This window comes from Sphingomonas sp. (genome assembly GCF_019635455.1).
GTDB lineage: Bacteria > Pseudomonadota > Alphaproteobacteria > Sphingomonadales > Sphingomonadaceae > Sphingomonas.
The window spans coordinates 1-25,498 of the sequence record NZ_JAHBZJ010000015.1 but is presented as its reverse complement, the minus strand read 5'-3'; the positions used below and the strand labels follow the sequence as shown (position 1 = coordinate 25,498).

Genomic DNA, 25,498 nt, shown 5'->3' with positions numbered 1-25,498 from the left:
GCGCGTCAGAGCGCGGCCTGATACAGCCAGGCGGGAAAGGCCGCGAGCGCCAGCAGCGTGCCGAGCGGCAGGCGACTGGTCATCCCCATTTCGCGCCCCGCGATGCGCAGCGCCAGCGCGACGCCGATGCCGATCACGCTGGCCGCGAACAGCACCGGAGCGAGCATGGTCGCGCCCAGCCACAGGCCGATGCCCGCGAACATCTTCGGGTCTCCGCCGCCCATGCCGTCCCGACCGCGGATCCGGCGATAGGTGAAGGCGGTGAGCCACAACAGGCCAAAGCCGATCAGTCCCCCGGCCAGCCGGTCGATCCAGCCGGGCAGGAAGAACACGCCATCGATCAGGCCGGTGAGCGCGAGCAGCCCGGTCAGCACGTTCGGCAACCAGAAGGCGGCAAGGTCGAGCGCGGCAAGGGTGAGCAGCAGCCAGCCGAACAGCGCCCCCGACAGCCCTTCCCATCCCGGCATGACGAAGCCGGCGGCGGCGCCGACCAGCATCGCGCCGCCCTCGATCGCGGCATGGCTCGCATGGATCGGCGCGCCGCACGCCCGGCACCGGCCGCGCTGCAACGCGTAGCTCATCAGCGGAACAAGTTCATGGGCGTGAAGCGATTTGCGGCACGATTCGCACTCGGATCGCCCGCGCATGGCGGTTCGCCCCTCGGGCCAGCGGCGCACCAGCGTGGCGATGAAGCTGCCAAACATCAGGCCAAGCCCTCCCAGCACGACCGGCCATGCCCAGTGCGGAAGCGGATCAGTCATGCGCCCTTTTTCCGGATCAGGTAGCGATAGACGCCGAAGATGTTGATGCCGAACAGCACGAGATTCTGGGACATCAGCGGTTCGTCGCCGGACATCAGCGCGCCGCTGATCCATGCGATCGAAGAGGCGACGAACAGCGCGAAGCCCCAGCCCGTCACGCGGCGGCCATTGTCGAGGCTGACCATGAACGCCGCGATGATGCCGCTGATCGACGCGAACCATTTGAGGATATCGACCGGTTCCATCATCGCTCTCCCTTTTGCATTTGCGAAGGCGTGCGCCTAGATCGCCCGGACACAAACTCCTGGAGAGGCTTTCATGTCCACCGATCCCGTCGTCATCCTTTCCTATGCCCGCACGCCGATGGGAAGCATGCAGGGCGCGCTGGCCGATGCCACGGCGACGCAGCTGGGCGCGACCGCGGTCGGCGCGGCGGTCGAGCGCGCCGGGCTGAAGGGAGAGGCGATCGATCGCATCTATATGGGCTGTGTGCTCCCCGCCGGCCTTGGCCAGGCGCCGGCGCGGCAGGCGGCGATCCGCGCCGGGCTGCCGCAGCATATCGAGGCGACGACGGTCAACAAGATGTGCGGATCGGGCATGCAGGCGGCGATCATGGCGTCCGACGCGCTGGCCGCCGGATCGGCCGACATGATCATCGCCGGCGGGCTGGAGAGCATGACCAACGCGCCCTATCTGTCGCTCAAGCATCGCAGCGGCGCACGGATCGGGCATGACCGGCTGTACGATCACATGTTCCTCGACGGGCTGGAGGATGCCTATGAGCCGGGCCGGGCGATGGGGACGTTCGCTGAAGAGATCGCCACCGAATATCAGTTCACCCGCCAGGCGCAGGACGATTTCGCCATCGCCAGCCTGACCCGGGCGCAGCGCGCGCAGCAATCGGGTGGGTTCGACCGGGAAATCGTTCCGGTCGAGATCCGGACCCGCAAGGGCGTGGTCACCATCGACCGGGACGAACAACCCGCCAAGGGCGACCCGGCCAAGATCCCGACGCTGAAGGCGGCCTTTGCCAAGGACGGCACGATCACCGCCGCGAACGCATCGTCGATTTCGGACGGCGCGGCGGCGCTGGTGATGACCCGCGCGTCGGTCGCGGAAAAACTGGGCCTTACCCCGGTCGCGCGGCTGGTCGCGCATGCCGGTCACGCGCACGCCCCCGCCCGTTTCACCACCGCGCCGGTCGCCGCGATGCAAAAGGCGCTCGACAAGGCGGGGTGGCAGATCGGCGATGTCGATCTGTTCGAGGTGAACGAGGCGTTCGCGGTCGTCGCGATGATCGCGATGCGCGATCTGGGCATTTCGCACGAGGTGCTGAACGTCAATGGCGGAGCGTGCGCGATGGGTCATCCGATCGGCGCGAGCGGCGCGCGGATCATGGCGACGCTGATCGCGGCGATGCAGAATGGCGGGCAGAAGCGCGGCATGGCGTCGCTGTGCATCGGCGGCGGCGAGGCGACGGCGGTGGCGCTGGAACTGATGAACTGAGCCGCGGTGGCCGCGTAGCAGGCTCCGGGGTGCGGCCGACCCCGGCGCGTCAGGGAACCTCTTCGCCCGGATCGGTTCCCCAGATGCGGTTCTGTTCGACATAGCCGCCGCGCCCGCGCACGTCGAACCAGCACCAGCCGCGCTGGCACTTGCTGATCCGCCCCACCACGCCGGGGGCGGCGCGCCAGTTGATCCTGCCCGCAAAGCGTGGCGTGTCGCGCATTTCGATCACCGATCCGGTGACGATCGCGGTGCGGGTGGCAGAGAGGAGCGCGACGAGCATCCACCCCTGGGTGCCGTCCGGATCCTCGACCTTGCGCCAGTCATTATATACTTCGACCACCTTCACCGGCAGGTCGGCGCGGACATAGAGCCAGCTGGCGGGATAGTTGCGCCCGGGGCCGGTGCGCATCCGCGCCTTTCCGGCCGAGATCGAGGCGTAATAGGGGGGCTTGCGCTGCTGCGCCCAGGCGTCGGCGATCGCGGCGGATCCCAGTCCCAGCAGCACGACCAGCGACAATCCCAAACGCATCCGCAACGACATCGAATCCCCCGATCGGCTTCGGACCGGTTCTAGGGGAGGGGGCGGGCGCGCATCAACCGTTGACTGGCGGCGGCATGGGGGCCAATCGGTCCGGCATGGCACAGACGCCCCGACCCGCCCGCCCCCGTGTCGTCGTCACCCGCGAACTGCCCGACACCACCGTCGCGCGGATGGTCGAGCTGTTCGACACCGTACCGAACCAGGCGGATGCGGGGATGGACCGTGCCGCGCTGGCGACGGCGATGGCCGATTGCGACGTGCTGGTGCCGACCGTGACCGACACGATCGACGCGGCGCTGATCGAGGGCGCGGGCGACCGGTTGAAGCTGATCGCGAATTTCGGCGCGGGCGTGAACCATATCGACCTGAAGGCGGCACGCGCCAGGGGCATCGTCGTGACCAACACCCCCGGCGTGCTGACCGAGGATACCGCCGACATGACGATGGCGCTGATCATTTCGGTCCCGCGCCGGCTGGCGGAGGGCGAGAAGCTGGTGCGATCGGGCCAGTGGAAGGGGTGGTCGCCCGGCGGGATGCTGGGCCACCGCATCGGCGGCAAGAAGCTGGGCATCGTCGGCATGGGCCGGATCGGCCAGGCGGTGGCGCGACGCGCGCGCGCGTTCGGACTGGACATCCATTATCACAACCGCAATCGCCTGCCCAAGGTCGTGGAGGCGGAACTGGGCGCGGAATTTCACTCCAATCTCGATGCGATGCTGGGGCGGATCGACATTCTGACGATCCACACCCCGCTGAACGACGACAGCCGCGATCTGATCGACGCGCGGCGCATCGCGTTGCTGGGACCGCAGGTCTATCTCATCAACGCCTCGCGCGGGGGCATCGTCGATGAGGACGCGATGATCGACGCGCTTGAAGGGCGACGGCTGGCCGGCGCCGGGCTGGACGTGTGGCGGTTCGAACCGCAGATCGATCCGCGCCTGCTGGCGCTGCCCAATGTCGTGATGACGCCGCATATGGGGTCGGCGACGCTGGAGGGGCGGCAGGCGACGGGCGACAAGGTGATCGCCAACATCCAGTTCTGGTCGCATGGCCACCGCCCGCCCGATCAGGTGCTGGACGGATGGGCATGACTATCCCCCGCTTCCACCTGGCGATCCCGGTCGATGACCTGGAGGCGGGGCGCGCCTTTTACGGCGGGCTGCTCGGCTGCCCCCAGGGGCGGGAGGATCCGGGACACTGGATCGATTTCGACCTGCGCGGGCATCAGCTGGTCCTGCACCGGGGCGCGGGCGCCGGGGTGCGCGCGCGCAATGCGGTGGACGGGGACGAGGTGCCGGTGCCGCATTTCGGGCTGGTGCTCGATTGGGGCGAGTGGGAGTCGCTGGCGGTGCGGCTGAGCGATGCGGGGACGGCGTTCGTGATCGAGCCGCATGTACGCTTCGCCGGAAAGCCGGGCGAGCAGGCGACGATGTTCCTGTACGATCCGGCCGGCAACGCGCTCGAGTTCAAGGCGTTTCGCGACCTGGCGCAGCTGTTCGCGACATGACGATCGACCTGCCCGCCGATGCGCGGCTCTATCTTCGCCCGGTGCAGTTCGCCGATAGCCCGATCGGGCGCGATGGCGAGCTGGCGCGACTGGCCGGCGGGCTGCTGTGGTTTTCCGCCTGTGAGGTGATCGCCGCGGCCGGAGGGCGGCGCATCGTGCAGGCGACGGTGCCGGTCGCCGACCTGCCCGACGATCCGCGAATCGCGGCGCTGATGGCACGGATCGTCGCGCCCCGCCCGCCCCTGCATCTGGGCGAGCGCGTGCTGCGGTTCGACCAGCCGCAGGTGATGGGCATCCTCAACATGACGCCCGACAGCTTTTCCGACGGCGGGCGGCATCTGGGTGATCCCGGCGCGGCGGCGGGTGCGGGGGTCGATATGGCGGCGACCGGTGCGGCGATCGTCGATGTCGGGGGCGAATCGACCCGCCCGGGCGCGCAGGACGTGTGGGAGGGGGACGAGATCGCCCGCATCGTCCCGGTGGTCGAGCGGCTGGCGCGCAGCGGCATCCCGGTCTCGGCCGATACCCGCAAGGCCGGGGTGATGGAGGCGGCGCTGGCGGCGGGCGCACAGCTGGTGAACGATGTGTCCGCGCTGCTGTGGGACGACCGCGCGCTGGAGGTGGTGGCGCGCGCGGGATGCCCGGTGGTGCTGATGCACGCGGCCGACCCCCGGCGCGGCGCGGCGGGCGCGGGCGGCTATGGCGATCCGCTGGTCGAGGTGTATGACTGGCTGGAGGCGCGGATCGAGGCGGTGGTCGCGGCGGGCGTCGATCGCGCGCGGATCATCGCCGATCCCGGCATCGGGTTCGGCAAGGCGCTGTCCGACAATCTGGCCCTGCTCAACGGCCTGGCGCTGTTCCACGGACTGGGCGTGCCGATCCTGCTGGGGGCGAGCCGCAAGCGGATCGTCGGCGCATTGTCGAACGAGGCGCCGGTGGACCAGCGGCTGGGTGGATCGCTGGCGCTGGCGATGAAGGGCGCGGAGCTGGGGGTGCAGCTGCTGCGGGTGCATGACGTGCCGGAAACGGTCCAGGCGCTGCGCATCTGGCGCGGCCTGCGCGACGCGGCGCTGGTGGGGCGGTAGGCCGGATCAGCCGGACCGATCAGCCCAACGGATCCTGACGCGTGCGCGCATCGACATAGGCGCGCTGGACGTGAAATGCGCTGACCTTGGCGCCGCGAAAGCGATCGCGGCGGCGCTCGGCCTCGGCGCCGATCTTTTCGAGGCTATCGACCAGATCCTCCAGGTTGCTGCGCCGTTCGGCGGGGGTGGCGTCGGCGCATTCGTCCAGACAGGCGGCGACCAGATCGGGAACACGGCGGCGCACGACATTCGCCCAATCGACGGCGTCGGCCGCAAGCGGATCGGCATCCGCAAGCGCGATCAGCCGCGCACAGCTGCTCCGCGCGGTGGCGATGCGGCTGACCGCCCAGTCGGCCTCGTGCGCGGCGCGCGTCCAGGCGGCATCGAGCGGATCGGCGGGATCGGTGTCGCGCAGCCGCGCGAATTTGAACGCGGCAAGCCGTGCGCGCAGCCGGCGCGTGCCAACGACGATGCCGAGCGCGATCGCACCCGCGGCCAGCACCATCAGCCCGACCACGACCAGCGCGATGAAACCGAACAGGACGAACAGGATTCGCAGCATCACCCCCGATATGGGAGCGCATGACAGTTTCGCCAGTCCCCGCCCGGACTGCGCGCCGCCCTTAAAGCGTATAGCCGCCGTCGCTGACCAGCGTGGCGCCCGTCACCAGCGCGGAGCCGTCGCCGAGCAGGAAGGCGATCTGCGCCGCGATCTCGTCCGGCTTCGCATAGCGGCCGAGCGGTGTGGCGATGCGGGCCATTTCGGCGAACGCCGCGTCGCGGCCGATTTCGGCGGCGCGCTGCGCGAACAGGGGAACCGCGTCCCAGACCGGCGTTTCGACCCCGGCGGGGGCGATCGCATTGACCCGGATGCCGTGCGGTGCTCCCTCTTTCGCCGCGACCTTTGCGAGGTGGATCAGCGCGGCTTTCGAGCAGCCATAGGCGGCGACCCCGGCCTCCGCCTTCACGCCCGCCGCCGATGCGGTCAGGACGATGCTGCCCCCGCCCGCTTCGGATCTGGCCGCCATCGCGCGCATCGCGGCCTGAAGGGTGAGGAAGGCGCCATCCAGGTTGATGGAGAGGATGCGCCGCCATTCGGCGAAGTCGAGATCGGCGATCATGCCCGCGCCCGCGACCCCGGCATTGACGACGGCGTGATCGAGGCCGGCAAGGTCGATCCGATCCCACAGCGCCGGGTCGGCAACGTCGCCCGCGATGCGGACGGTTTCGGCGCCGAATGCCGCCGCGGCCAGTGCGGCTTCGTCGCGATCGACCAGGATAAGTCGCGCCGCGCCCTGCGCCGCCAGGTAGCGCGCAACCGCAAGACCGATGCCCGAGGCCGCACCCGTGACGAGCGCCGTCTTTCCGCTGAATTGCCGCATGTCGATGCCTTAGGCGCTGATGCGCCCGGGGGGAAGCGGTCGCCGGACCCGGTCCGCGTGATCGTTTCCGACAGGCGCCGAATATCGATCCGGGCGGACCGGTTCAGGCCGCGTTCTGATCGATCCCCAGTTCGCCCAGTTTGCGATAGAGGGTCGAGCGGCCGATGCCGAGCCGGCGCGCGACTTCCGTCATGCGGCCGCGATAATGGCCGATGGCGAGCCGGATGACATCGGCCTCGATCTCCTCCAGCGCGCGCAGATTGCCGTCGGCGCGATACAGGGTGACGCCGGCGCCCTGCGCCGCGCCACCGCCATTGCCGGCCGGGGCGCCACCGGCGGGACGACCGCTGGCGAGCTGGGCGATCTGCGGGAAATCGGCGCGGGTCAGCGCGTCGCCGTCGCAGAGCACGGCGGCGCGGAACAGTGCGTTCTGAAGCTGGCGGACATTGCCGGGCCAGTCATAGCTGCCGAGCAGCGTGATCGCGTCGTCGGTGATGCCGAGCGGCCGCAGACCCGGCTGTTGCGCGATCCGGCCGAGCAGATGGCGGGCGAGCGGGGCGATGTCCCCGCCGCGCTCGCGCAGGGGCGGGATCGTCACCTGAACGACGTTGAGCCGGTAATAGAGGTCTTCACGGAAATTGCCGGCCTCGACCTCGGCCATCAGCGTCTTGTTGGTGGCGGCGATGACGCGGACATCGACCTGGGAGAAATGGCGCGCGCCGATCGGCTGAACCTCCCCCGATTGCAGCACGCGCAGCAGCTTCACCTGTGCGTCCAGTGGCATTTCGCCGATTTCGTCGAGGAAGATGGTGCCGCCATCGGCCTCCTGGAACCGGCCGATCTTGCGTTCGAACGCGCCGGTAAAGGCGCCCTTTTCATGTCCGAACAATTCGGATTCGACCAGGTTCGCGGGGATCGCGCCGCAATTGACGGTGACCATCGGGCGCGAATGGCGCGGGCTGGCGGCGTGGATCGCCTCGGCCACCACTTCCTTGCCGACGCCGCTTTCGCCCTCGACCAGCACCGGCACGCGCGCGCGCGCCGCCTTTGCCGCGATCGCGAGCGCGGCGCGGAATTGCGGCGCGCTGCCGACGATTTCGTCAAAGGCCAGATTGGCGGTGAGCTTTTCGGTGAGCGGACGCAATTCGCCCGCGACCTTGGCGCCGACCGCCGCGTCGAGCGCGGCGAGCAGCCGCTCGGCCGCCAGCGGCTTGACCAGGAAATCGGTGGCCCCGGCGCGCATCGCATGGACCGCATCGACGACCGAGCCATTGGCGGTGAGCAGCAGGATCGGCAACGCCGGGCGGTTGTCGCGCAGTTCGGCGATCAGCGCGGCGGCGTCGAGATCGGGCGCCCAGTGATCGAGCACGATCGCGTCGAGCGCCATGCCGTCCGGCGTGCCGAGCGTCGCCAGCGCGGTTTCGCCGTCACCGGCAAAGATCGTCCGCCATCCCCGGCGCGCGGCGATCGCCGCCACCAGCCGGCGCTGCGCCGGTTCGTCGTCGATCAGCATCAGGAGGCGCTGGCCGTTGCGCGTCATCCGATTGTCCCCACTGTCCCTCTTTCGGTCAGCCGGGATACCGCAAGCGGGTAAAGAGCGGCTTAAGGCTGACAAACATCGCGGGACTTGAGGGCCGCGCCGGCCCCGTCTAAGACCATCGCAAACAAGCGTTACAAGGGGAAGACGCATGGCCCAGAGCGGCGAGATGAAGGCGCATGAGAACACCTATGGCGGCTTTCTGCGCCTGCTGAAGGTGGGGACGATCATTTCGGCGCTGGTCGGCGCGCTCGCGATCTGGCTGATCGCTGGCTGACGTGAAGATCGCGGTTCTGAAGGAGACGGCGTCCGGCGAACGGCGCGTCTCCGCGACGCCCGAGACGGTGAAGAAGTTCATCGCGCTGGGCGCCGACGTCGCGGTCGAAAGTGGGGCGGGCGACGCCGCTTCCTTCGCTGACACCGGTTATACCGACGCCGGCGCGCATGTGGGATCGCGCGCCGCGACGTTGAAGGACGCCGATATCGTGCTGGGCGTGCAGGGACCGGATCCGGCGGACCTGCGCGGCGTGAAGCCGGGCGCCTGGCTGGCGGCGGGTCTCAATCCGTTCGGCACCGGCCAGGATGGCGGCCGCGCGCGCGTCGATGGCTATGCCGCGGCGGGGATCGAGGCGCTGGCGATGGAATTCATGCCGCGCATCACCCGCGCCCAGTCGATGGACATCCTCTCGTCACAGTCGAACCTGGCCGGGTACAAGGCGGTGCTGGACGCCGCGAGCGAATATGGCCGCGTCTTTCCGATGATGATGACGGCGGCCGGGACCGTGTCCGCGGCCAAGGTGTTCGTGATGGGCGTCGGCGTCGCCGGGCTTCAGGCGATCGCCACCGCGCGGCGGCTGGGCGCGCAGGTTTCCGCGACCGATGTGCGCAGCGCGACGAAGGAGCAGATCCAGTCGCTCGGCGCCAAGCCGGTCTTCGTCGAAGCGGTGAAAGGCATCGAGGGCGAAGGATCAGGCGGCTACGCGACCGAGATGAGCGACGAGTACAAGGCGGCGCAGGCCGAACTGGTCTCGTCCCACATCGCCAAGCAGGACATCGTCATCACCACCGCGCTGATCCCCGGCCGCCCCGCCCCGCGCCTGATTTCGGACGCGCAGATCGCGACGATGCGGGCGGGGTCGGTGATCATCGACCTGGCCGTCGAAAGCGGCGGCAATGTCGAGGGCGCGGTCGCCGGAGAGGTAGTTGAGAAGCACGGCGTGAAGATCGTCGGCCACCGCAACATCACCTCGCGGCTGGCGAGCGATGCCTCGGCGCTGTTCGCGCGCAACCTGTACAATTTCCTCTCCGCCTTCTGGGACAAGGACGCGGGCAAGCCGGTACTGGACGAGGAAATCGGCGACGCCATCCGGCTGACGCAGGGCGGCAAGGTGGTGAACGCTCGCTTGCTGGAGGGTTGATCCGATGAAATCCTTCCACGGCTTCGGTCGCGCGATCGCCATGCTGGCTCTGACGGCGGCCGCAACGCCTGCGACGGCGGAACGGATTACCGCATATTGGCAGCTCAAGGCCTCGCCTGCCGAACTTTCGGCCCGGGCCGTGCCCTTCAAACAGCCTTTTCTCACCCAGCGGATTTTGCCGGTGAAGCTGGTCCGCCTGACCGAAGCGGCGACCCCTGCGGGGAGTACCAGCGCGGTTCCGGCTGGCACGCCGCTGATCCTCGTCGCAAATGGGGATGGCAAAGTCGGCTATTGCACGTTGAAGGACTGGTCCGGCGCAAGTCAGGCGAAGTCGCTGTTCATTCCGGCGCTCGACAAGCGGCCTTGCTTCAGCGATCTCGACGGCGATGGTGCGTTCGACGCCAGTTTCTCGGTGTTCTACGCCTATACCCGCTTGTCGCCGCCACAACCGCGAGGCAGCATCAATGCGGCCACGCCGATGGCCAAATCCGCCCGATTCGAGGTGATCGATCCGGACAGCTACCCGGAGGACATGACCCTCACCTTTGCCCTGCTGCAGGGCAAAACGGTCGCAAAGACGAAATTGCGGGCAACGCTGGTGCGGGCAGGCAAGAATGACTTTGTCGATGTGTCCGGCAAGGCGGCGGGCGCGGGCGTGCTGATCCCGGTGCTTGGCATGGCGGTCGGCGTGCAGTCGGCAACCGATCAATCCGCCGAGATCGCGATCATGCGACCGCAGCGGCTTTACATCATTTCGATGGACAACGGCACCTTTGCCGTTCCCGGCCTTCCTGCTGCCGTCGCACAGCAATTGAGGTAAATCATGGACTTCATCTCGATCCTGTCGATCTTCGTGCTGGCGTGTTTCGTCGGCTATTATGTCGTGTGGTCGGTCACGCCGGCGCTGCACACGCCGCTGATGGCGGTGACCAATGCGATTTCGAGCGTGATCATCGTCGGCGCGCTCGTCGCGTCGGCGGCGGCGGGCAGCCCGGGTGCAAAGTGGCTGGGGCTGATCGCGGTGGCGCTGGCGAGCGTCAACATCTTCGGCGGCTTCGCCGTGACCGAGCGGATGCTCGCCATGTACAAGAAGAAGGGCTGATCCGATGCATGAAGTTGCTCCGGTAAACCCCTGGGTCGCGCTCGCCTATCTGGTCGCGGGCGTGTGCTTCATCCTCGCGCTGCGCGGGCTGTCGTCGCCCTCCACCAGCCGCGCGGGCAACCGCTACGGCATGGTCGGCATGTTGATCGCGGTCGTCACGACGCTGGTGACACACGAAATCGCCTCGCTGCCCGAAATTCTCGGTGCGATCGCCGTCGGCGGCATTCTCGGCTTCGTCATCGCGCGCAAGATCAAGATGACCGACATGCCCCAGCTGGTCGCGGGCTTTCACAGCCTTGTCGGCGTGGCCGCCGTGCTGGTCGGCGTTGCCGCGTATCTCAATCCGACCGCGTTCGGCATCGCCTTTCCCGCATCGTCCGAACATGCGGGCCTGATCCTGCCGGTCAGCCGGATCGAACTAGGCCTAGGCGTCGCCATCGGCGCCATCACCTTTTCGGGGTCGGTCATTGCCTTCCTGAAACTGAACGGCAATATGGGCGGTGCGCCGATCATGCTGCCGGGGCGGCATGTCATCAACCTGGGCACGCTGGCGGCGATCCTGGGCCTGATCGCTTTCTTCACGGTTCAGATCGAAGCGCCGGTCTGGGTTTTCTGGGTCGTCCTCGCCCTGTCCTTCGTGATAGGTTTCCTGCTGATCATCCCCATCGGCGGGGCGGACATGCCGGTCGTCGTGTCGATGCTGAACAGCTATTCCGGCTGGGCGGCCGCGGCGATGGGCTTCACGCTCGGCAATACCGCGATGATCATCACCGGCGCACTGGTCGGCAGTTCGGGCGCGATCCTGTCCTATATCATGTGCCGCGCGATGAACCGCAGCTTCATCAGCGTGATCGCCGGCGGGTTCGGCGGCGATGCGGGCGGCGGCGGCGCGGGCGAGGCGAAGGAGCAGCGCCCGTGGAAGCGCGGATCGGCCGAGGACGCGGCCTATATCATGGGGCAGGCGGAGAATGTCATCATCGTCCCCGGTTACGGCATGGCGGTGGCGCAGGCGCAGCACACGCTGCGCGAGATGGCCGACAAGCTGAAAGAGCATGGCGTCGGCGTCAAATACGCCATTCACCCCGTCGCGGGGCGCATGCCGGGCCATATGAACGTGCTGCTGGCCGAAGCGAACGTCCCCTATGACGAAGTGTTCGAGCTGGAGGACATCAACAGCGAGTTCGCGCAGGCCGATGTGGCGTTCATCATCGGCGCGAACGACGTCGTCAATCCGGCGGCGAAGACCGACAAGTCCTCGCCGATCTACGGCATGCCGGTGTTCGACGTGGGCAAGGCCAAGACGGTGTTCTTCATCAAGCGCAGCATGGGCGGCGTGGGCTATGCCGGTGTCGATAACGACGTCTTCTATGCCGACAATACGATGATGCTGCTCGCCGACGCCAAGAAGATGGTCGAGGAAATCGTCAAGTCGCTGGATTGATCGCGCGCGGTTTTCGTTTCAACATCCCACCCGGGGGCCGGCTGACCGGTCGCAAGAGGGGGGAATGGGGCGATGTTCAGCGTGGGACGCATTCTGGAGGGCGCGTTCGGCGTCATCCGTGAACATTTCGTGGCGGTCCTGATCTGGGCCGGCCTTTATCTGGCGGCGAGCATCGCGATCCTGATGACCACCGCGCCGTTGATGCGCAGCGCGATGGGCGATCCCGGCGCGCTGATGGCGGCGATGGTTCCGATCTACCTGCTCAACCTGCTGCTCGGGCTGGTCGGCCTCGTCATCTACACGGCCGCGATGCGCGCGGTGCTCCGCCCGCAGGCGGGGGGCCTGGCCTATCTGCGGCTGGGGATGGACGAGCTGCGGATTTTTGGCCTGACGCTGATCTTCGTGATTGCGGGGGTAGCGGCCGGGTTCGGATTCAGCTTGCTGCTCGGCGTACTCGGCATGGGGGCGATGGCGGCGAGCCAGTCCGCACTGGGTTCGATGATCTTTGGCTTCGTGCTCGTGCTGGCGCTCGTTTCGATCGTCGTGTTCCTGATGATCCGTTTCGCGCTCGCCTTTCCGCTCACCCTGCATCGGCGCCGGATCGTGATCGGCGAGGCGTGGCGGATCAGCCGCGGGCGCTTCTGGAAGCTGTTCGGCGCGGCGCTGGTCATCACGCTGATCGGCATGGCGATGAGCATCGCGGTCGCCAGCTTTGCGATGGGCAGCTATTTCGCCGACCTGATGGCGGCCAGCGGGAATCCGGAAGCGGCGGCGGCCGTCGCCGAACAGCAGATGGAAAGCGTCGGCATGCTCTCCCCCGGCATGATCCTGCAATCGGTGGCCAGCGCGCTGGTCGGCGCGATCTGGATCGCGTTGAGCGCGGGCAGCACCGCGACGGCGGCCAAGCTGCTGGTCGAGGACGAATTCGACGATGCCGAAGAGGTGTTCGGCTGAACGGCGGTCAAATTCGATCCGTTTCGGATGCGCTTCGGGAAAGACCGAATGGGAATGGAGGCATCCGCCCTTAACCCATACCGCCGGGCAGGGGATATCTCCGCTATGCGGTGCAAAGCGGAGGTTTCGGATGGATGAACGCGCAAACCCCTTTCCGATGACGGGCGCGGGCGGATCGCCCGGCGCGCTGTTGATTGCCGAACCGGCACGAGCCGATCTCGCCGAGCGGCTGATCTCGGCAAGCGGCGCGCGGCTGCTGGGAACCGTCAGCCCCGCACAGGCGCGCGCGCGGGTCGCCGATCAGATCGATCTGGGCCTGATCCTGCTGGACACGGTCGGCGCCGCGCCGGACGCGGCGGAGGGCGCGGCATGGGCGGTCGCGGACTGGGTGGCGGAGCGCGCCTGTCGGATCGTCGCCACCATCGACCCCGCCGCGATCGACAGCGTCGCCACGCCATTGCTGGCCGCCGGCGCCACACTGTTGTGCGACGCCGCGCCGGGCGAACTCGCCGCAGCGCTTGCGCGCGCAACGATGCCGCCGACCGCGCGGCTGCATGACGGGACGCGTGAGCGCGAAGTCGAACGGCTGCGACTGCTGAACGAAGAGGTGGCGCGCCTGGCCACGGTGCTGGCCGAACTGTCGCGCGAGGATGCCGGGGCTGTGCGCGAGACCGGGACCGGTTATCGCGCGGAGGTCACCGACGTCTCCGACCCCGAACCACAGGCGGTGCGCGCCGCGATCCGGGTCCGGCGCCTGCGGGACCAGTATTTCGCGGCGGACCTGTTCGCCGATCCGGCCTGGGACATGCTGCTCGATCTCTATGCGGCGCGGATCGAGGGGCGGCGGGTGTCGGTGTCCAGCCTGTGCATCGCCGCCGCAGTGCCGCCGACGACCGCGCTGCGCTGGATCGGAACGATGCACGATGCCGGCCTGTTCGGTCGCGAACCGGACCCGACCGACAAGCGTCGCGCCCATATCACGCTGACCGCGCGTGCGGCGGCGGCGATGCGCGGATATTTCGCGGCGATCGATCGGGCGGGGCTGTCGGCCGCGTGATCCGTGTCGTCGCGGCGGAAATGGTGAGCCCTGATGGATTCGAACCATCGACCTACTGATTAAAAGTCAGTTGCTCTACCGACTGAGCTAAGGGCCCGACACTTGGGTTGGCTGCACCTAGGCGGCGCATCGGGCGGGGTCAACCGGTGAGCGCTGCAAGCTGGCGGATCGTGCGTCCGGTCAGCGGATCGCGCCATGTCGGGGCGATCGCTGCGAGCGGGCGCAGAACGAAGTCCCGTGCGCGAAACGCGACGTGCGGGATGGTGAGGCCCGGCCCGGCCCATGGCCCGCCCGACCACAGGATGATGTCGAGATCGATCACCCGCGCGTCCCAGCGTCGTCCGCGCCGGCGCCCGAACGCGCGCTCGATGCGCTTGAGCCGCGCCAGCAGTTGCGGCGGCGTCTCGGCGGTTTCGACCAGCGCCGCCGCATTGACGAAGCGGCGGCGCGACGGACCGATCGGGGGCGTGGAGATCAGCGGCGAGACGGCGATCACCCCGCCGATCGCCACCAGCGCGGCCTGCACCTCACGCACGGGCGAACCGTGGCGCCCGCGCCGGTTCGAACCGAGCGCGATCGCGTAGAGCGGAACCGGGGTTGAGGGCGGCATGGCCACCGCCTATCCCGCCAGCATGGTTCCGCCAAGTCCGCTGCCTGACACCGAGCCCTCACGCGATTGTCCGCTCTGTCCCCGGCTGGTGGCGCTGCGCGCCGATCTGCGCGCCGAACATCCCGACTGGTGGAATGCGCCGGTGCCGGCGTTCGGGGATCCCGATGCGTGGCTGGGCATTATCGGTCTGGCACCCGGGATGAAGGGGGCGAACCGCACGGGGCGGCCCTTTACCGGCGATTTCGCCGGCGACCTGTTGTTCGCGACGCTGGCGAAATTCGGCTTTACCGATGGCGTGTATCGGGGCGCGGTCGATGACGGGCTGAAGCTGAAAGGGCTGATCGTTGTCAATTCGGTCAAATGTCTGCCACCGCAGAACAAGCCGACACCCGAAGAAGTGCGCACCTGTCGCCCGTTTGCGGAGGCGCAGGTGCGCGCGCTCCCGAATGCGCGGGTCTTCATCGCGCTGGGGCAGATCGCGCATCAGAGCGCGGTCAAGATCCTGGGCGGCAGGCTGCCCAAGGCACGATTTGGTCATCTCGCCCGGCACCGCATGCCCGACGGGCGGATCCTGATCGATAGCTATCACTGTTCGCGCTACAACCAGAATACCGGCCGGTTGACGGCCGAGATGTTCGAGGCGGTGTTCGCACAGGCGATCGTGGATCGCGATGCGGCTTAGCCGCGACGGGGTGGGGGCTGCTATCGCGCGCGAGGCAGAGGGCTGGAGCGGGTAGCGGGAATCGAACCCGCGTATTCAGCTTGGAAGGCTGCTGCACTACCATTGTGCTATACCCGCTTAAAGCCGTGAAAACAGCGACTTAGCGGCATCATGCTTCCGATTTTGCCTGTTGTTTTGCAAAATGTTTTGCAGCGATGCGCTCGCCCAGTGCCACAACCACCCGAAGATGGTCAACATAGACCCTGCGGATTCGAGCTACCCGGGTCGGTGACCAACCCATGATCTCGGCGGCTTCATCGTCGGTCAGATCCCATTCGGTGAGCAGCATCGTGCAAAAGGTGCCGCGCACATCGTGAAGATGTTTCGGGGTTTCCCGGCCATCTTCATCGACGTGCATGATGCCAGCCTCTTTCTTGATCGCACTGAAGCTGACGCCGAACCCGTTTACGGTCCAAGGCTTCCCGTGGTTCGTCACAAGCACCGTGTCGACGCCTTCTACACGCGGTCGAGTGCGAAGGCGGGTGAGAACCTCCTCAAGTGGTGGCGTGTGCGGGATGACGACGCGGCGGCGCTTTCGGCGGCTCACTTTGAGTGCCTTCTTGACGATCGCGAACTCGCCGACTTGCGACCAGGTAAGCGTGATGAGATCTTCTCGGCGCAGTCCGGTGACTGCAGCCAGGTGGAGACCATCGACCAAGGCTTGCCGGTTGCGGCCCTCTCGGCATGCCACCGCCTCGAACCGCTCGATGTCTTCTGCGGTCCAGATAATGTCGGCCCTGATTGCGGTGCAAGTAACAGTTAGACTGGTATTTGGCAGGGAGCGGACAGACTGGAACGGAGAACGATGATCAACGAAGCGGACATGCGGCAGCCCCGCGTGTGCGCTGGGGCAGCTACCGGGTCCAGATGCAGTTTACCAAGGCGAGCTAGTTGCGAAGGAACGGTCCGCGCGGGGATCTCTCAGGCTGGTCAAGCTGTCAGAAGGTTTCGATGCCCGCGGCCTTGATCTGATGGTAGACACCATCGTCGCGGCCTGCGCCACGATCGTGCGGGAACGGTAGAAGGTTGCGCTCTATCTTCAGACAGGCCGCGGAGGTGTCGCAAGATCGTCCATCCAACGCCCAACCGCCTCTCCAGAACGTGCAGGCTGGATCGCACCGGGTGTGCGGGAGAAACGGGGTGCGGGCGCAGGCTGCCGTAGCCCTCCCACCTCGACGAACACGGACCGCGCCGAAAGATGGTCTTCACATTCAGCTTCTTTCGCTGTCAGGACGGGGAACGCGCACGCGTCCGAGCCGCGAAACCGCTCAATCCATTCCGCACGCGGCGATTCCGCGAAGGCCGTATCCAGCAGCGCGATCGTGTTGGGCCAAGCGTCCTCGCGCTGCAGTGCCGCCGGGTTGTCGGTCTCTATGCCAACGACGCGCAAAAGCTCCGCCCAGAATTGCGGCTCGATCGCGCCGACTGCCATCTCCAAGCCGTCGGCGCAGCGGTATGTCCTGTAATAAGGCGCAGCGCCGCCGAGCGAGTTGCGCGCTCGGTCGAGCGAGATTCGACCGGACGGCCTGAGTCCAGTGAACATCGTCATCAGGCTGCTCACGCCATCGACGATGGCCGCGTCCACGACCTGACCCAAGCCAGAGCGTTCTCGCTCCCAGAGTGCCGCCATGATTCCGAAGGCGAGGAACATCGAGCCGCCGCCAAAGTCGCCGACGAGGTTGAGCGGAGGGATGGACCTGCCGCCCGGCTCACCGATCGCGGCGAGCGCACCGGTCAGCGCGATATAGTTGATGTCGTGTCCGGCAACCTTCGCCAGCGGGCCGTCCTGGCCCCAACCGGTCATCCGGCCATAGACAAGCCTGGGGTTGCGCGCGCAGACCGTGTCGGGTCCGAGGCCGAGCCGTTCCATGACCCCGGGCCTGAAGCCTTCGATGAGCACGTCGGCGGCGTCGCACAGCGACAGTGCGGTATCGCGCCCTTCGGACGATCGGATGTCGAGCGTCACCGTTGTCCGGCCGCGGTCGACGATCGGGTTCGGCCAGCCGTTGCCGCCTGCGCGATCGATGCGGACCACGTCCGCACCCTGATCGGCGAGCAGCATCGCGCAGTGGGGACCGGGGCCGATACTCGCGAATTCGACGACGCGCAGTCCGACCAGCGGCCCGCTTGGCTCCGACATCCTCATTCTTCCGGTGCGATGCGTACGCGCAGGCCCGACCGCGCCCCCGCGCCCGCGCCCGCGTCGTGCAGCCGCAGCTGGCAGGATAGGCGCGAGCTGGCGGCGCGATGACTGCTGCTGTCGAGGAGGTCGTCCTCGTCCGGACTCATCGGCGGGAAGCCGCCGCCCCCGTCCTCAAGGTAGACGTGGCAAGTCGCGCATGAGCAGCAACCACCACACATGGCGAGCAGCTCGTCGAAGCCGGCGTCGCGGATCGCTTCCATGACCGTGAGGCCGGCGTCGGCCTGGATGGTGCGTTCCTCGCCGTCCCGCGTGACGACCGTGATGGCCGTGGTCATGCCGCTTGCTCCTCCATCCCCGCCAGTCGGCCCGCGATGATCCGGCGCGCATCGCCGACGATCCGGTCGATCAGCGCGCGGCAGGTCGGGACGTCGTGGATCAGCCCCTGCACCTGTCCCGCCCAGATCAGCCCGGCATCCAGGTCACCCGTCTCGAGCGCCACGCGACCCTTCGCCCCCGACACGAGCGGGCGGATGTCCTCGAAGACGGCGTCGGGTCGCGCGGAGATCGCCACCACCTCGTCCGACACGCTGGTGCGCGCGACCCGTCCGGTATTGTGGAAGCGCCGGAAGATGAGGTTGGTGGCGCGCTCGTCGTTGGCGACGATCAGCTGCTTTATCGCATCGTGGATCGGCGCCTCGACCGTCGCGCAGAATCGCGTACCCATGTTGATGCCGTCGGCGCCGAGTGCCAGCGCCGCGACCAGGCCGCGTCCGTCGCCGAAACCGCCGCTCGCCAGCATGGGTACCTTCACCTTGTCCGCAGCGGCGGGGATGAGGACGAGGCCGGGGATATCGTCCTCGCCGGGATGACCGGCACATTCGAAGCCGTCGATCGAGATCGCATCGACGCCCATCCGCTCGGCCGAAAGCGCGTGCCGGACCGCCGTGCACTTGTGGATGACCTTGATCCCGTGCGCCTTGAACTCCTCGACATGCTCCTGGGGTCGGTGTCCCGCGGTCTCGACGATGGTGACCCCGCTGTCGATGATCGCGCGGCGGTATTCGGCATAGGGAGGCGGGGTCACCGATGGCAGGATCGTCAGGTTCACCCCAAACGGCTTGTCGGTCAGCGAGCGGCACCGGTCGATTTCGTGACGCAGGTCGTCGGGCGTCGGCTGCGTCAGCGCGGTGAGGATGCCGAGGCCGCCCGCGTTCGAGACGGCCGCCGCGAGCTCCGCCCGGCCGACCCACATCATGCCGCCCTGCACGATCGGGTGTTCGATGCCCAGCAGCTCGGTGATTCGGGTGCGAAGCGCCATCACAGCGCCTCGACGATGGTGACGTTGGCGATCCCGCCGCCTTCGCACATCGTCTGCAGGCCGTAGCGTTTGCCGCGTGCGCGCAGCGCATGGACGAGCGTCGCCATGAGCTTGGTGCCGCTGGCGCCGAGCGGGTGTCCGAGTGCGATGGCGCCGCCGTTGACATTGAGCCTGGCGGGGTCAGCACCCAGATGCTTTAGCCACGCTAGCGGGACCGAAGCGAAGGCCTCGTTCACCTCATAGAGGTCGATATCGTTGATCGTGAGACCGGCCTTCCCGAGTGCCTTGTCGGTCGCGAACAGCGGTTCCTCCAGCATGATGATCGGGTCACCAGCGGTCACCGTCATGTCGACGATCCGCGCGATCGGGGTGAGGCCGTGCGCCTTCAGCGCCCGTTCGTTGACGACCAGCACGGCGCTGGACCCGTCGCAGATCTGGCTGGCGTTCGCCGCCGACACGACGCCCCCCTCCTGCAACAGCTTGACCGCGCCGATGCCCTCCAGCGTCGCGTCGTAGCGGATGCCTTCGTCGCGCAGGTGCGGTTCGCCATCGACCAGCACCGGCACGATCTCGTCGGTGAAGGCGCCTCCCTCGGTCGCCGCCGCCGCCCGACGATGGCTCTCCAGCGCATATCTATCGAGCGTGTCGCGATCGAAGCCGTGCTTGCGCGCGATCATCTCCGCGCCCTGGAACTGGCTGAATTCGGCGACGCCGAAGCGCGCCGCGATGCTTTCGCTCACCGGCCCGACGCCGATCCCCTCCTTTTGATGCAGCGAGAGGTTCGAGAACATGGGTACGCGGCTCATGCTCTCGGTGCCGGCCGCGATGACCACGTCCTGGGTTCCCGACATGACGGCCTGGGCGGCGAACTGGATCGCCTGCTGCGACGAGCCGCACTGCCGGTCGATGGTGACCGCAGGCACGCTGTCGGGCAGCCTGGACGCGAAGACCGCATTGCGGCCGAACGCGAACGACTGCTCGCCGGCCTGGGTCACGCAACCCATGATGACGTCCTCGACGGCGGCGGGATCGATCCCGGTCCGATCGACCAGGGCATTGAGCACCGCGGCGCCCAGGTCAGCGGGATGGACGCCCGACAGGCGGCCGTTGCGGCGCCCCCCGGCGGTGCGGACTGCTTCGACGATATAGGCTTCGGCCATGGATTCAGCTTCCTTGATAATCGGGTGGCCGCTTGGCCATGAATGCGGCGATGCCTTCACGCGCCTCGGACCCACCGCCCGCCGATGCGATCGATCTGGTCTCGCGCTCGAGCTGGGTAGCCAGCTCGCTGGAGAAGCTCTGTTGAAGAAGTACCCGGGCGCCGCCGAGCGCACGAGTTGCGCCCCTGGCCAGGCCGTCCGCTCGACCGCGCGCGGCCTCGGCCAGCGCGTCGTCGGCGACAACCTCCGTCACCAGTCCGATCGCCTTCGCTTCCTCGGCACCCACCCGCCGGTTCGTCAGCACGAGTTCCTGGGCGCGACGAAGGCCGACCAGCCGGGGAAGGAGCCACGTCGTCCCACCGTCCGGCGTCAGCCCGATCGCCGTATAGGCTGCGGTGAAGTGGGCGCTGGCCGCCGCGATCACGATATCGCCCGCCATCGCCAGGCTCATCCCGGCCCCCGCCGCCGGTCCGTTGACGGCCACGACCATCGGCTTGGGCATCGCCGCGAAGCGCAGCAACGCCGCGTGCAATGTGCCAGCCAGCTCCGCGAGATAGACTTGCGCGCCGTCGCCCGCACCGGCGAACCCGGCGATGTCGCCGCCTGCGCAGAACATGCGGCCCGCGCCGGTCAGCAGCACGCAGCGGATCGCAGAGTCGGCCTCGCACGCGATGGCTGCGTCGAGCAGCGCCTGGGCGACCGCGAGATCGATCGCATTGCCCTTGTCGGGACGATCGAGGGTTATCACCGCGACGGCTCCGTCACGCTCGAACCGGACGCTCATCGGCAGGCCTCCATCGCATCGACCGCCAGGCGAGCGAGACGCGGGAAGGCGGCGGCGCGCTCACGGGCGTGCGCCGATGACGCGGTGCCGCGGACAACCCGCCCTTTGATGCCATGAAAGATCGCGGCGATGCGGAAGAAGTTGAACGCCACGTAGAAGTCGTAGTCGGGCATCCCCGAACGGCCGGTCCGCGCGCAATAAGCGGCGACATAGTCCCGCTCGGACGGAATCCCGAGCGCCGCGATGTCGGCACCGCCAAGGCCCGCGACGATATCGGGCGGCATCCGATACATCATCGCGTGATAGGCGAAGTCGGCCAGTGGATGCCCGAGCGTGGACAGCTCCCAGTCGAGCACCGCGAGTATGCGGGGTTCGGTCGGATGGAAGATCATGTTGTCGCAGCGGAAGTCGCCGTGGACGATGCTGGTCTCATCGCCAGCGGGAATGGCCTGGGGCAGCCAGGCGAGCACGGCGTCCATGGCCGCATCGCGCCCCGCGTCTGCGTCCTCGAGATATTGCCTGGACCAGCGGGCAATCTGGCGTTCGAAATAGTTCCCCGGTCGGCCGTAGTCGGAGAGGCCGAGCGACCGATAGTCGAGCGAGTGGAGCGCGGCGATCGTCGCGTTCATCGCGTCGAAGTATCGCGAGCGCTCGCTGGTATCGACGTCGGGAAAGGTCGCGTCCCAGAAAATCCGCCCCTCGACCATCTCCATCACGAAGAAGGGAGTGCCGATCACCGCTTCATCGTCGCAGGTTCCGTGCAACCGGGCGACGGGAACCGGAGTATCGGCGAGAGCTGACAGGATCCGCGCCTCGCGCAGCACGTCGTGGGCGCCTTTCACCAGATCACCCGGCGGCTTGCGCCGCAGGACGTAGCTCGCGCCGGGCGTCGTCAGGCGATAGGTGGGATTGGACTGGCCGCCCTTGAACTGTTCGACGCGCAATGGCCCGGCGAAGTCGGCGACGTTCGCCCGCATCCAGGCCGCGAGCGCATCCTCGTCGAAACGATGCGCGTCCCGCACCGGGGTCGTGCCGGCGTTCGCCGCTTGATCGAGCGCGTTAGGCATCGTCACTTCCCCGACCATGCCGGCGTGCGCTTCTCGGCAAAGGCCGCCGGACCCTCGATCGCGTCGGCCGATGCCAGCATCGCCTTCATCGCCGGGTAGGACCATTCGTCGATCAGCGCTCGTGCGACTGGCACCCCAAGCCCCCGAAGGACCGCCTCCTTCGTAGCGCGCACCGACATCGGGCTGCAGGCCAGAATCTCGCCGGCCCAGCGTTCGGCGGCCGCCAGCGCATCGCCGGCGACCACTTCGTTGACGAAACCGAGCCGCGCGCCTTCATCCGCCGAAACCCGTCGTCCGGTGAGCATCATCCCCAGGGCGTGTTTGACGCCGATCGCCTGCGGCAGCCGTTGCAGGCCGCCGGCGAGGGCCGCGAGCCCGACACGGGGTTCCGGCAACGCGAACACCGCCCGTTGCGTCGCCACGACGATGTCGCAGGCGAGAGCGATCTCGAAACCACCACCCATCGCCACGCCGTTGACCGCGGCGATGACCGGCTTGGCGAGATCGAAGCGCGCGGTCAGCCCGGCAAACCCGCTCGGCGGCGTGGACATGCCGCCGCCCGATGCCTGCTGCTTCAGGTCGTGACCGGCGCAGAACGCCTTCTCCCCCGCGCCGGTGATGATCGCCACCCACTGGTCAGGGTCGTTCCCGAAGTCGTCAAAGGCGGCGGCGAGTTCCTCATGCGCCGCGGCGTGGAGGGCATTGTGCGCCTCGGGCCGGTCAATCGTGACGATCGTCAGCCTCTCCTTGCGCTCGATCCGGATGAACCGGGGACTCACGGTACCACCTTCCGGTTGCGCTTGATTTTCTTGGCGAGGCTCCATTTGTGGACCTCGGTCGGGCCGTCGTAGATGCGGAAGGCGCGGATTTCGCGGAACACCTGCTCGACGATCGTGTCGCCGGTGACGCCGGTGCCGCCCATCGCCTGGACGCAGCGATCGGCGACGCGCATGAGCGCTTCGGATACCGCGACCTTCGCCATCGAACTTTCCGCACCGCCCTGCTCGCCCGCGTCGAGGACACCGGCGCACCAGTCGATCATCAACTCGGCCTGCTTGAGGTCGATCAGATTTTCGGCAAGCATGAAGCCGACACCCTCATGGTCGATGAGCGGCTTGCCGAAGGCGTGGCGACGACAGGCATAGTCGGTCGCTATCTCGTTCGCACGGATGCACGCCCCGAGCCAGCGCATGCAATGGGAGAGGCGGGCCGGAGCGAGGCGTATCTGCGCATATTTGAACCCCTCGCCGCTGTGGCCGAGCATCTGATCGGCCGGCACGCGCAGATTGTCGATGCGGACGACGGCGTGGCCGCCGGGCATCGAGGAATCGATGGTGTCGAGCACCCGTTCCACGGTGATCGCCGGATCAGGCAGGTCGACCAGGAACATGCACGCACCGTCATCGGACTTGGCCATGACGATACCGACCTGCGCGCCCTCGGCCCCCGTGATGAACGCCTTGCGTCCGTTCACCACCCAATGATTGCAATCGAGCGTCGCACTGGTCTGCATCATCGACGGATCCGATCCCGCACCCCCGTCCTCGGCAGGCTCGGTCATGAAGAACGCGGAGCGAACCTCGCCCCGGACCATCGGTTCCAGGAAGCGCCGCTTCTGGTCCTCGCTCCCGACTTTGCCGAGGAGATACATGTTGCCCTCGTCGGGCGCGGCGGTGTTCACGGCGATCGGCCCGAGCGGGGAGAGGCCGGACTGGCGCAGCACGAACGCCGTCTCCCGCTGATCGAGGTGGCTGCCATCGGCGAGGATATGCGGCGTCAGCACGCCCGCCGCGCGCGCCTTCGCGCGCAGTTCGCGGACAAGGTCGTCGCTCGGGCCGTGCGCGTCGCGACGGGGATCGCGTTCATAGGGTGCGACGACGTCGCGCACGAACGCCTCGACGCGCTCGCCGATCTCGGCCGCGCGGGCCGACGGGGCGGGTCCCATCCCGCTCATCGTGGGGCCATCCGGATCGCGCCGTCGATGCGGATCGTCTCGCCGTTCAGCATCGGGTTGGTGACGATCGCTTCGACCAGCCGGGCATATTCGTCGGGCTGGCCGAGGCGCGAGGGGAACGGCACCTGCGCGCCAAGGCTGTCCTGCGCCTCCTGCGGCAGCGACGCGAGGAGCGGCGTCCAAAAGATGCCCGGCGCGATCGTCATCACCCGGATGCCGTAGCGGGCGAGTTCGCGTGCGATCGGCAGCGTCATGCCCACCACGCCGCCCTTGGACGCCGCATAGGCCGCCTGGCCGATCTGGCCGTCATAGGCAGCGACCGATGCGGTATTGACGATGACCCCGCGCTCTTCTCCGACGGGGTCAGCGGTGTGGAGCGCGGCGGCGAATTTCGACGTGACGTTGAAGGTGCCGATCAGGTTGATCGTCACGATCTTCGCGAAGGCGGCGAGCGGCAGCGGGTTGCCGTCACGGTCGATCACCTTGGCCGGCGGGCCGATACCCGCGCAGTTGACCAGGATCCGTGCCTTGCCGTTGACGGCTTCGGCCTGTGCGATCGCATCGCCGACGCCCTGTTCGTCGGTCACGTCGACGCGCACGAAATGGCCGCCGATCTCGCTGGCCAGCGCGGTGCCGAGATCGGCGTTGAGATCGAAGACAGTGACTTTCGCGCCCTGTGCCGCCAGCCGCTGTGCGGTACCCCCGCCCAGACCCGATGCACCCCCGGTAACGATCGCTGCGACGCCGTTGATATCCATGATGGCCGGTCCTTTGTTCAGATGAGTTCGATGGCGATGGCGGTCGCCTCGCCGCCACCGATGCATAGTGCGGCTACACCGCGCGTGCCGCCGCGTGCCTTAAGCGCGGCGATCAGCGTGACGATGATGCGCGCGCCGCTGGCGCCGATCGGATGGCCAAGCGCCGTCGCGCCGCCGTTCACATTCATCCGGTCGCGGGCGATGCCCAGATCGTGCATCGCGATCATCGCGACCGCCGCGAACGCCTCGTTCACCTCGAACAGATCGACGTCGGCGACGCTCCAGCCTGCCTTGTTCAGCACCTTGCGGATCGCGAAGACCGGCGCCGTCGTGAACAGCGCGGGTGCATGGGCATGGGCAGCGGTTGCGACGATCCGCGCATGGGCGGTCAGCCCCTGTGCCGCTGCGACGCTTTCGCGCGTCAGCACCAGCGCCGCCGCCCCGTCGGAGATGGAGGCGGAACTGGCCGCCGTGATCGTGCCGTCCTTGGCAAAGGCGGGGCGCAGGCCGGGAATCTTGTCCGGCCGGGCGTTGCCGGGCTGCTCATCCCGGCTGACCTCGACCGGACCCTTGCGGGTTTGGACGGTGACCGTGACAATCTCACCGTCGAACGCGCCGCTGTCGATCGCGGTATTGGCCCGCGCCAGGCTTTCCAGCGCATAATCGTCCTGCGCGGCGCGGGTGAA

Annotated in this window: 30 protein-coding genes and 2 tRNA genes; 12 read left to right on the top strand and 20 right to left on the bottom strand. The window is 67.8% G+C overall.

The genetic code is table 11. The features are described 5' to 3' along the window. Positions 1-5 precede the first annotated feature (5 nt). Both KF783_RS15205 and KF783_RS15200 read right to left on the bottom strand, forming a co-directional pair. Entirely contained in the window at positions 6-761 is a 756-nt protein-coding gene (locus tag KF783_RS15205) for an A24 family peptidase (protein ID WP_294080839.1), read from the bottom strand. After that, positions 758-1,006 (bottom strand): hypothetical protein, encoded by a 249-nt coding sequence (locus KF783_RS15200; RefSeq protein WP_294080837.1) that lies wholly within the window; start codon positions 1,004-1,006, stop codon positions 758-760. Before KF783_RS15200 ends, KF783_RS15205 begins: the two co-directional genes overlap by 4 nt. A 73-nt stretch (positions 1,007-1,079) precedes the next feature. Here KF783_RS15200 and KF783_RS15195 point away from each other — a divergent pair, with 73 nt between their 5' ends. Next, positions 1,080-2,267, top strand: coding sequence for an acetyl-CoA C-acyltransferase (locus KF783_RS15195; RefSeq protein ID WP_294080835.1), 1,188 nt, complete (start codon positions 1,080-1,082; stop codon positions 2,265-2,267). Between the two features lie 49 nt (positions 2,268-2,316). On the opposite strand, the gene KF783_RS15190 is transcribed toward KF783_RS15195, so the two are convergent. After that, positions 2,317-2,799 (bottom strand): SH3 domain-containing protein, encoded by a 483-nt coding sequence (locus tag KF783_RS15190; protein ID WP_294080833.1) that lies wholly within the window; start codon positions 2,797-2,799, stop codon positions 2,317-2,319. A gap of 107 nt (positions 2,800-2,906) precedes the next feature. Here KF783_RS15190 and KF783_RS15185 point away from each other — a divergent pair, with 107 nt between their 5' ends. The 3 genes from KF783_RS15185 to folP are packed head-to-tail and all read left to right on the top strand — an operon-like array spanning position 2,907 to position 5,406. Then, complete coding sequence (locus KF783_RS15185) at positions 2,907-3,905, top strand: D-glycerate dehydrogenase (protein WP_294080831.1); 999 nt, start codon at positions 2,907-2,909, stop codon at positions 3,903-3,905. Further along, a complete protein-coding gene (locus KF783_RS15180; protein ID WP_294080829.1) occupies positions 3,902-4,321 on the top strand; it encodes a VOC family protein in 420 nt (139 codons plus the stop codon). The genes KF783_RS15185 and KF783_RS15180 overlap by 4 nt, the downstream gene beginning before the upstream one ends. Then, positions 4,318-5,406 carry a dihydropteroate synthase gene (gene folP / locus KF783_RS15175; protein ID WP_294080827.1) on the top strand — a complete coding sequence of 363 codons (1,089 nt, stop codon included), beginning with the start codon at positions 4,318-4,320 and terminating at the stop codon, positions 5,404-5,406. Before KF783_RS15180 ends, folP begins: the two co-directional genes overlap by 4 nt. Before the next feature lie 19 nt (positions 5,407-5,425). Here the strand turns inward: folP and KF783_RS15170 are convergent, their stop codons facing one another. From KF783_RS15170 to KF783_RS15160, 3 genes are all read right to left on the bottom strand, one after another. Then, positions 5,426-5,968, bottom strand: a complete 543-nt coding sequence (locus KF783_RS15170; RefSeq protein WP_294080825.1) for a hypothetical protein — start codon at positions 5,966-5,968, stop codon at positions 5,426-5,428. Positions 5,969-6,029: 61 nt separating this feature from the next. Next, positions 6,030-6,788, bottom strand: coding sequence for an SDR family oxidoreductase (locus tag KF783_RS15165; protein WP_294080823.1), 759 nt, complete (start codon positions 6,786-6,788; stop codon positions 6,030-6,032). Between the two features lie 103 nt (positions 6,789-6,891). After that, positions 6,892-8,328 carry a sigma-54 dependent transcriptional regulator gene (locus KF783_RS15160; RefSeq protein ID WP_294080821.1) on the bottom strand — a complete coding sequence of 479 codons (1,437 nt, stop codon included), beginning with the start codon at positions 8,326-8,328 and terminating at the stop codon, positions 6,892-6,894. A gap of 148 nt (positions 8,329-8,476) precedes the next feature. Here KF783_RS15160 and KF783_RS15155 point away from each other — a divergent pair, with 148 nt between their 5' ends. The 7 genes from KF783_RS15155 (at position 8,477) to KF783_RS15125 (ending at position 14,297) form a co-directional block, all read left to right on the top strand. Further along, a complete protein-coding gene (locus KF783_RS15155) occupies positions 8,477-8,602 on the top strand; it encodes an aa3-type cytochrome c oxidase subunit IV (RefSeq protein WP_294080820.1) in 126 nt (41 codons plus the stop codon). A 1-nt stretch (position 8,603) separates the two neighbouring features. Further along, positions 8,604-9,743, top strand: a complete 1,140-nt coding sequence (locus KF783_RS15150) for an NAD(P) transhydrogenase subunit alpha (protein ID WP_294080818.1) — start codon at positions 8,604-8,606, stop codon at positions 9,741-9,743. Between the two features lie 4 nt (positions 9,744-9,747). Continuing rightward, positions 9,748-10,563 (top strand): hypothetical protein, encoded by an 816-nt coding sequence (locus KF783_RS15145; RefSeq protein WP_294080817.1) that lies wholly within the window; start codon positions 9,748-9,750, stop codon positions 10,561-10,563. Between the two features lie 3 nt (positions 10,564-10,566). After that, complete coding sequence (locus KF783_RS15140; protein ID WP_294080816.1) at positions 10,567-10,845, top strand: proton-translocating transhydrogenase family protein; 279 nt, start codon at positions 10,567-10,569, stop codon at positions 10,843-10,845. 4 nt (positions 10,846-10,849) lie between these two features. Beyond that, the gene (locus KF783_RS15135) at positions 10,850-12,286 is read left to right on the top strand and encodes an NAD(P)(+) transhydrogenase (Re/Si-specific) subunit beta (protein WP_294080815.1); all 1,437 of its coding nucleotides are present in this window, start codon (positions 10,850-10,852) and stop codon (positions 12,284-12,286) included. 72 nt (positions 12,287-12,358) lie between these two features. Further along, the gene (locus tag KF783_RS15130) at positions 12,359-13,240 is read left to right on the top strand and encodes a hypothetical protein (protein WP_294080814.1); all 882 of its coding nucleotides are present in this window, start codon (positions 12,359-12,361) and stop codon (positions 13,238-13,240) included. Positions 13,241-13,370: 130 nt separating this feature from the next. Beyond that, positions 13,371-14,297: a winged helix DNA-binding protein gene (locus tag KF783_RS15125; protein WP_294080813.1), complete on the top strand. Its 927-nt coding sequence runs from the start codon at positions 13,371-13,373 to the stop codon at positions 14,295-14,297. A 21-nt stretch (positions 14,298-14,318) separates the two neighbouring features. Here the strand turns inward: KF783_RS15125 and KF783_RS15120 are convergent. Continuing rightward, a tRNA-Lys gene (locus KF783_RS15120) sits at positions 14,319-14,394 on the bottom strand. A 42-nt stretch (positions 14,395-14,436) separates the two neighbouring features. Next, positions 14,437-14,907, bottom strand: coding sequence for a 2-amino-4-hydroxy-6-hydroxymethyldihydropteridine diphosphokinase (gene folK, locus KF783_RS15115; protein ID WP_294080812.1), 471 nt, complete (start codon positions 14,905-14,907; stop codon positions 14,437-14,439). A 22-nt stretch (positions 14,908-14,929) separates the two neighbouring features. Here folK and KF783_RS15110 point away from each other — a divergent pair, with 22 nt between their 5' ends. Then, entirely contained in the window at positions 14,930-15,589 is a 660-nt protein-coding gene (locus KF783_RS15110) for a uracil-DNA glycosylase (RefSeq protein ID WP_294080854.1), read from the top strand. Positions 15,590-15,632: 43 nt separating this feature from the next. Here KF783_RS15110 and KF783_RS15105 read toward each other — a convergent pair. The 12 genes from KF783_RS15105 to KF783_RS15050 all read right to left on the bottom strand — a co-directional run. After that, a tRNA-Gly gene (locus tag KF783_RS15105) sits at positions 15,633-15,706 on the bottom strand. 31 nt (positions 15,707-15,737) lie between these two features. After that, positions 15,738-16,337 (bottom strand): tyrosine-type recombinase/integrase, encoded by a 600-nt coding sequence (locus KF783_RS15100; RefSeq protein ID WP_294080853.1) that lies wholly within the window; start codon positions 16,335-16,337, stop codon positions 15,738-15,740. Positions 16,338-16,667: 330 nt separating this feature from the next. Continuing rightward, positions 16,668-17,768: a CaiB/BaiF CoA-transferase family protein gene (locus KF783_RS15095; protein ID WP_294080811.1), complete on the bottom strand. Its 1,101-nt coding sequence runs from the start codon at positions 17,766-17,768 to the stop codon at positions 16,668-16,670. Between the two features lie 2 nt (positions 17,769-17,770). After that, entirely contained in the window at positions 17,771-18,106 is a 336-nt protein-coding gene (locus KF783_RS15090) for a 2Fe-2S iron-sulfur cluster-binding protein (RefSeq protein ID WP_294080809.1), read from the bottom strand. Beyond that, entirely contained in the window at positions 18,103-19,089 is a 987-nt protein-coding gene (locus KF783_RS15085) for a nitronate monooxygenase family protein (RefSeq protein WP_294080807.1), read from the bottom strand. Before KF783_RS15085 ends, KF783_RS15090 begins: the two co-directional genes overlap by 4 nt. Further along, positions 19,089-20,249: an acetyl-CoA C-acetyltransferase gene (locus KF783_RS15080; RefSeq protein ID WP_294080805.1), complete on the bottom strand. Its 1,161-nt coding sequence runs from the start codon at positions 20,247-20,249 to the stop codon at positions 19,089-19,091. The genes KF783_RS15085 and KF783_RS15080 overlap by 1 nt, the downstream gene beginning before the upstream one ends. Positions 20,250-20,253: 4 nt before the next feature. Continuing rightward, entirely contained in the window at positions 20,254-21,033 is a 780-nt protein-coding gene (locus KF783_RS15075) for an enoyl-CoA hydratase-related protein (protein ID WP_294080803.1), read from the bottom strand. Further along, on the bottom strand, positions 21,030-22,100 hold the full coding sequence (locus KF783_RS15070; RefSeq protein WP_294080801.1) for a phosphotransferase: 1,071 nt from the start codon (positions 22,098-22,100) through the stop codon (positions 21,030-21,032). Before KF783_RS15070 ends, KF783_RS15075 begins: the two co-directional genes overlap by 4 nt. A gap of 2 nt (positions 22,101-22,102) precedes the next feature. Then, entirely contained in the window at positions 22,103-22,879 is a 777-nt protein-coding gene (locus tag KF783_RS15065; protein ID WP_294080799.1) for an enoyl-CoA hydratase-related protein, read from the bottom strand. Next, positions 22,876-24,054 (bottom strand): acyl-CoA dehydrogenase family protein, encoded by a 1,179-nt coding sequence (locus tag KF783_RS15060; protein ID WP_294080794.1) that lies wholly within the window; start codon positions 24,052-24,054, stop codon positions 22,876-22,878. Before KF783_RS15060 ends, KF783_RS15065 begins: the two co-directional genes overlap by 4 nt. Next, positions 24,051-24,812 carry an SDR family NAD(P)-dependent oxidoreductase gene (locus tag KF783_RS15055; RefSeq protein WP_294080792.1) on the bottom strand — a complete coding sequence of 254 codons (762 nt, stop codon included), beginning with the start codon at positions 24,810-24,812 and terminating at the stop codon, positions 24,051-24,053. The genes KF783_RS15060 and KF783_RS15055 overlap by 4 nt, the downstream gene beginning before the upstream one ends. A 17-nt stretch (positions 24,813-24,829) precedes the next feature. Then, the coding region (locus KF783_RS15050; protein WP_294080790.1) for a thiolase family protein at positions 24,830-25,498 on the bottom strand (669 nt) is incomplete at its 5' end.

What these genes read in the sequence shown, in the direction of transcription:
- folK (WP_294080812.1), bottom strand. Translation starts at nt 14,907, where the DNA reads ATGCCGCCCTCAACCCCGGTTCCGCTCTACGCGATCGCGCTCGGTTCG.
- KF783_RS15170 (WP_294080825.1), bottom strand. Translation starts at nt 5,968, where the DNA reads ATGCTGCGAATCCTGTTCGTCCTGTTCGGTTTCATCGCGCTGGTCGTG.
- KF783_RS15090 (WP_294080809.1), bottom strand. Translation starts at nt 18,106, where the DNA reads ATGACCACGGCCATCACGGTCGTCACGCGGGACGGCGAGGAACGCACC.
- KF783_RS15080 (WP_294080805.1), bottom strand. Translation starts at nt 20,249, where the DNA reads ATGGCCGAAGCCTATATCGTCGAAGCAGTCCGCACCGCCGGGGGGCGC.
- KF783_RS15200 (WP_294080837.1), bottom strand. Translation starts at nt 1,006, where the DNA reads ATGGAACCGGTCGATATCCTCAAATGGTTCGCGTCGATCAGCGGCATC.
- KF783_RS15145 (WP_294080817.1), top strand. Translation starts at nt 9,748, where the DNA reads ATGAAATCCTTCCACGGCTTCGGTCGCGCGATCGCCATGCTGGCTCTG.
- KF783_RS15155 (WP_294080820.1), top strand. Translation starts at nt 8,477, where the DNA reads ATGGCCCAGAGCGGCGAGATGAAGGCGCATGAGAACACCTATGGCGGC.
- KF783_RS15140 (WP_294080816.1), top strand. Translation starts at nt 10,567, where the DNA reads ATGGACTTCATCTCGATCCTGTCGATCTTCGTGCTGGCGTGTTTCGTC.
- KF783_RS15160 (WP_294080821.1), bottom strand. Translation starts at nt 8,328, where the DNA reads ATGACGCGCAACGGCCAGCGCCTCCTGATGCTGATCGACGACGAACCG.
- KF783_RS15075 (WP_294080803.1), bottom strand. Translation starts at nt 21,033, where the DNA reads ATGAGCGTCCGGTTCGAGCGTGACGGAGCCGTCGCGGTGATAACCCTC.
- KF783_RS15070 (WP_294080801.1), bottom strand. Translation starts at nt 22,100, where the DNA reads ATGCCTAACGCGCTCGATCAAGCGGCGAACGCCGGCACGACCCCGGTG.
- KF783_RS15130 (WP_294080814.1), top strand. Translation starts at nt 12,359, where the DNA reads ATGTTCAGCGTGGGACGCATTCTGGAGGGCGCGTTCGGCGTCATCCGT.
- KF783_RS15085 (WP_294080807.1), bottom strand. Translation starts at nt 19,089, where the DNA reads ATGGCGCTTCGCACCCGAATCACCGAGCTGCTGGGCATCGAACACCCG.
- KF783_RS15110 (WP_294080854.1), top strand. Translation starts at nt 14,930, where the DNA reads ATGGTTCCGCCAAGTCCGCTGCCTGACACCGAGCCCTCACGCGATTGT.
- KF783_RS15205 (WP_294080839.1), bottom strand. Translation starts at nt 761, where the DNA reads ATGACTGATCCGCTTCCGCACTGGGCATGGCCGGTCGTGCTGGGAGGG.
- KF783_RS15180 (WP_294080829.1), top strand. Translation starts at nt 3,902, where the DNA reads ATGACTATCCCCCGCTTCCACCTGGCGATCCCGGTCGATGACCTGGAG.
- KF783_RS15060 (WP_294080794.1), bottom strand. Translation starts at nt 24,054, where the DNA reads ATGAGCGGGATGGGACCCGCCCCGTCGGCCCGCGCGGCCGAGATCGGC.
- KF783_RS15095 (WP_294080811.1), bottom strand. Translation starts at nt 17,768, where the DNA reads ATGTCGGAGCCAAGCGGGCCGCTGGTCGGACTGCGCGTCGTCGAATTC.
- KF783_RS15190 (WP_294080833.1), bottom strand. Translation starts at nt 2,799, where the DNA reads ATGCGTTTGGGATTGTCGCTGGTCGTGCTGCTGGGACTGGGATCCGCC.
- KF783_RS15125 (WP_294080813.1), top strand. Translation starts at nt 13,371, where the DNA reads ATGGATGAACGCGCAAACCCCTTTCCGATGACGGGCGCGGGCGGATCG.
- KF783_RS15055 (WP_294080792.1), bottom strand. Translation starts at nt 24,812, where the DNA reads ATGGATATCAACGGCGTCGCAGCGATCGTTACCGGGGGTGCATCGGGT.
- KF783_RS15135 (WP_294080815.1), top strand. Translation starts at nt 10,850, where the DNA reads ATGCATGAAGTTGCTCCGGTAAACCCCTGGGTCGCGCTCGCCTATCTG.
- KF783_RS15185 (WP_294080831.1), top strand. Translation starts at nt 2,907, where the DNA reads ATGGCACAGACGCCCCGACCCGCCCGCCCCCGTGTCGTCGTCACCCGC.
- folP (WP_294080827.1), top strand. Translation starts at nt 4,318, where the DNA reads ATGACGATCGACCTGCCCGCCGATGCGCGGCTCTATCTTCGCCCGGTG.
- KF783_RS15195 (WP_294080835.1), top strand. Translation starts at nt 1,080, where the DNA reads ATGTCCACCGATCCCGTCGTCATCCTTTCCTATGCCCGCACGCCGATG.
- KF783_RS15165 (WP_294080823.1), bottom strand. Translation starts at nt 6,788, where the DNA reads ATGCGGCAATTCAGCGGAAAGACGGCGCTCGTCACGGGTGCGGCCTCG.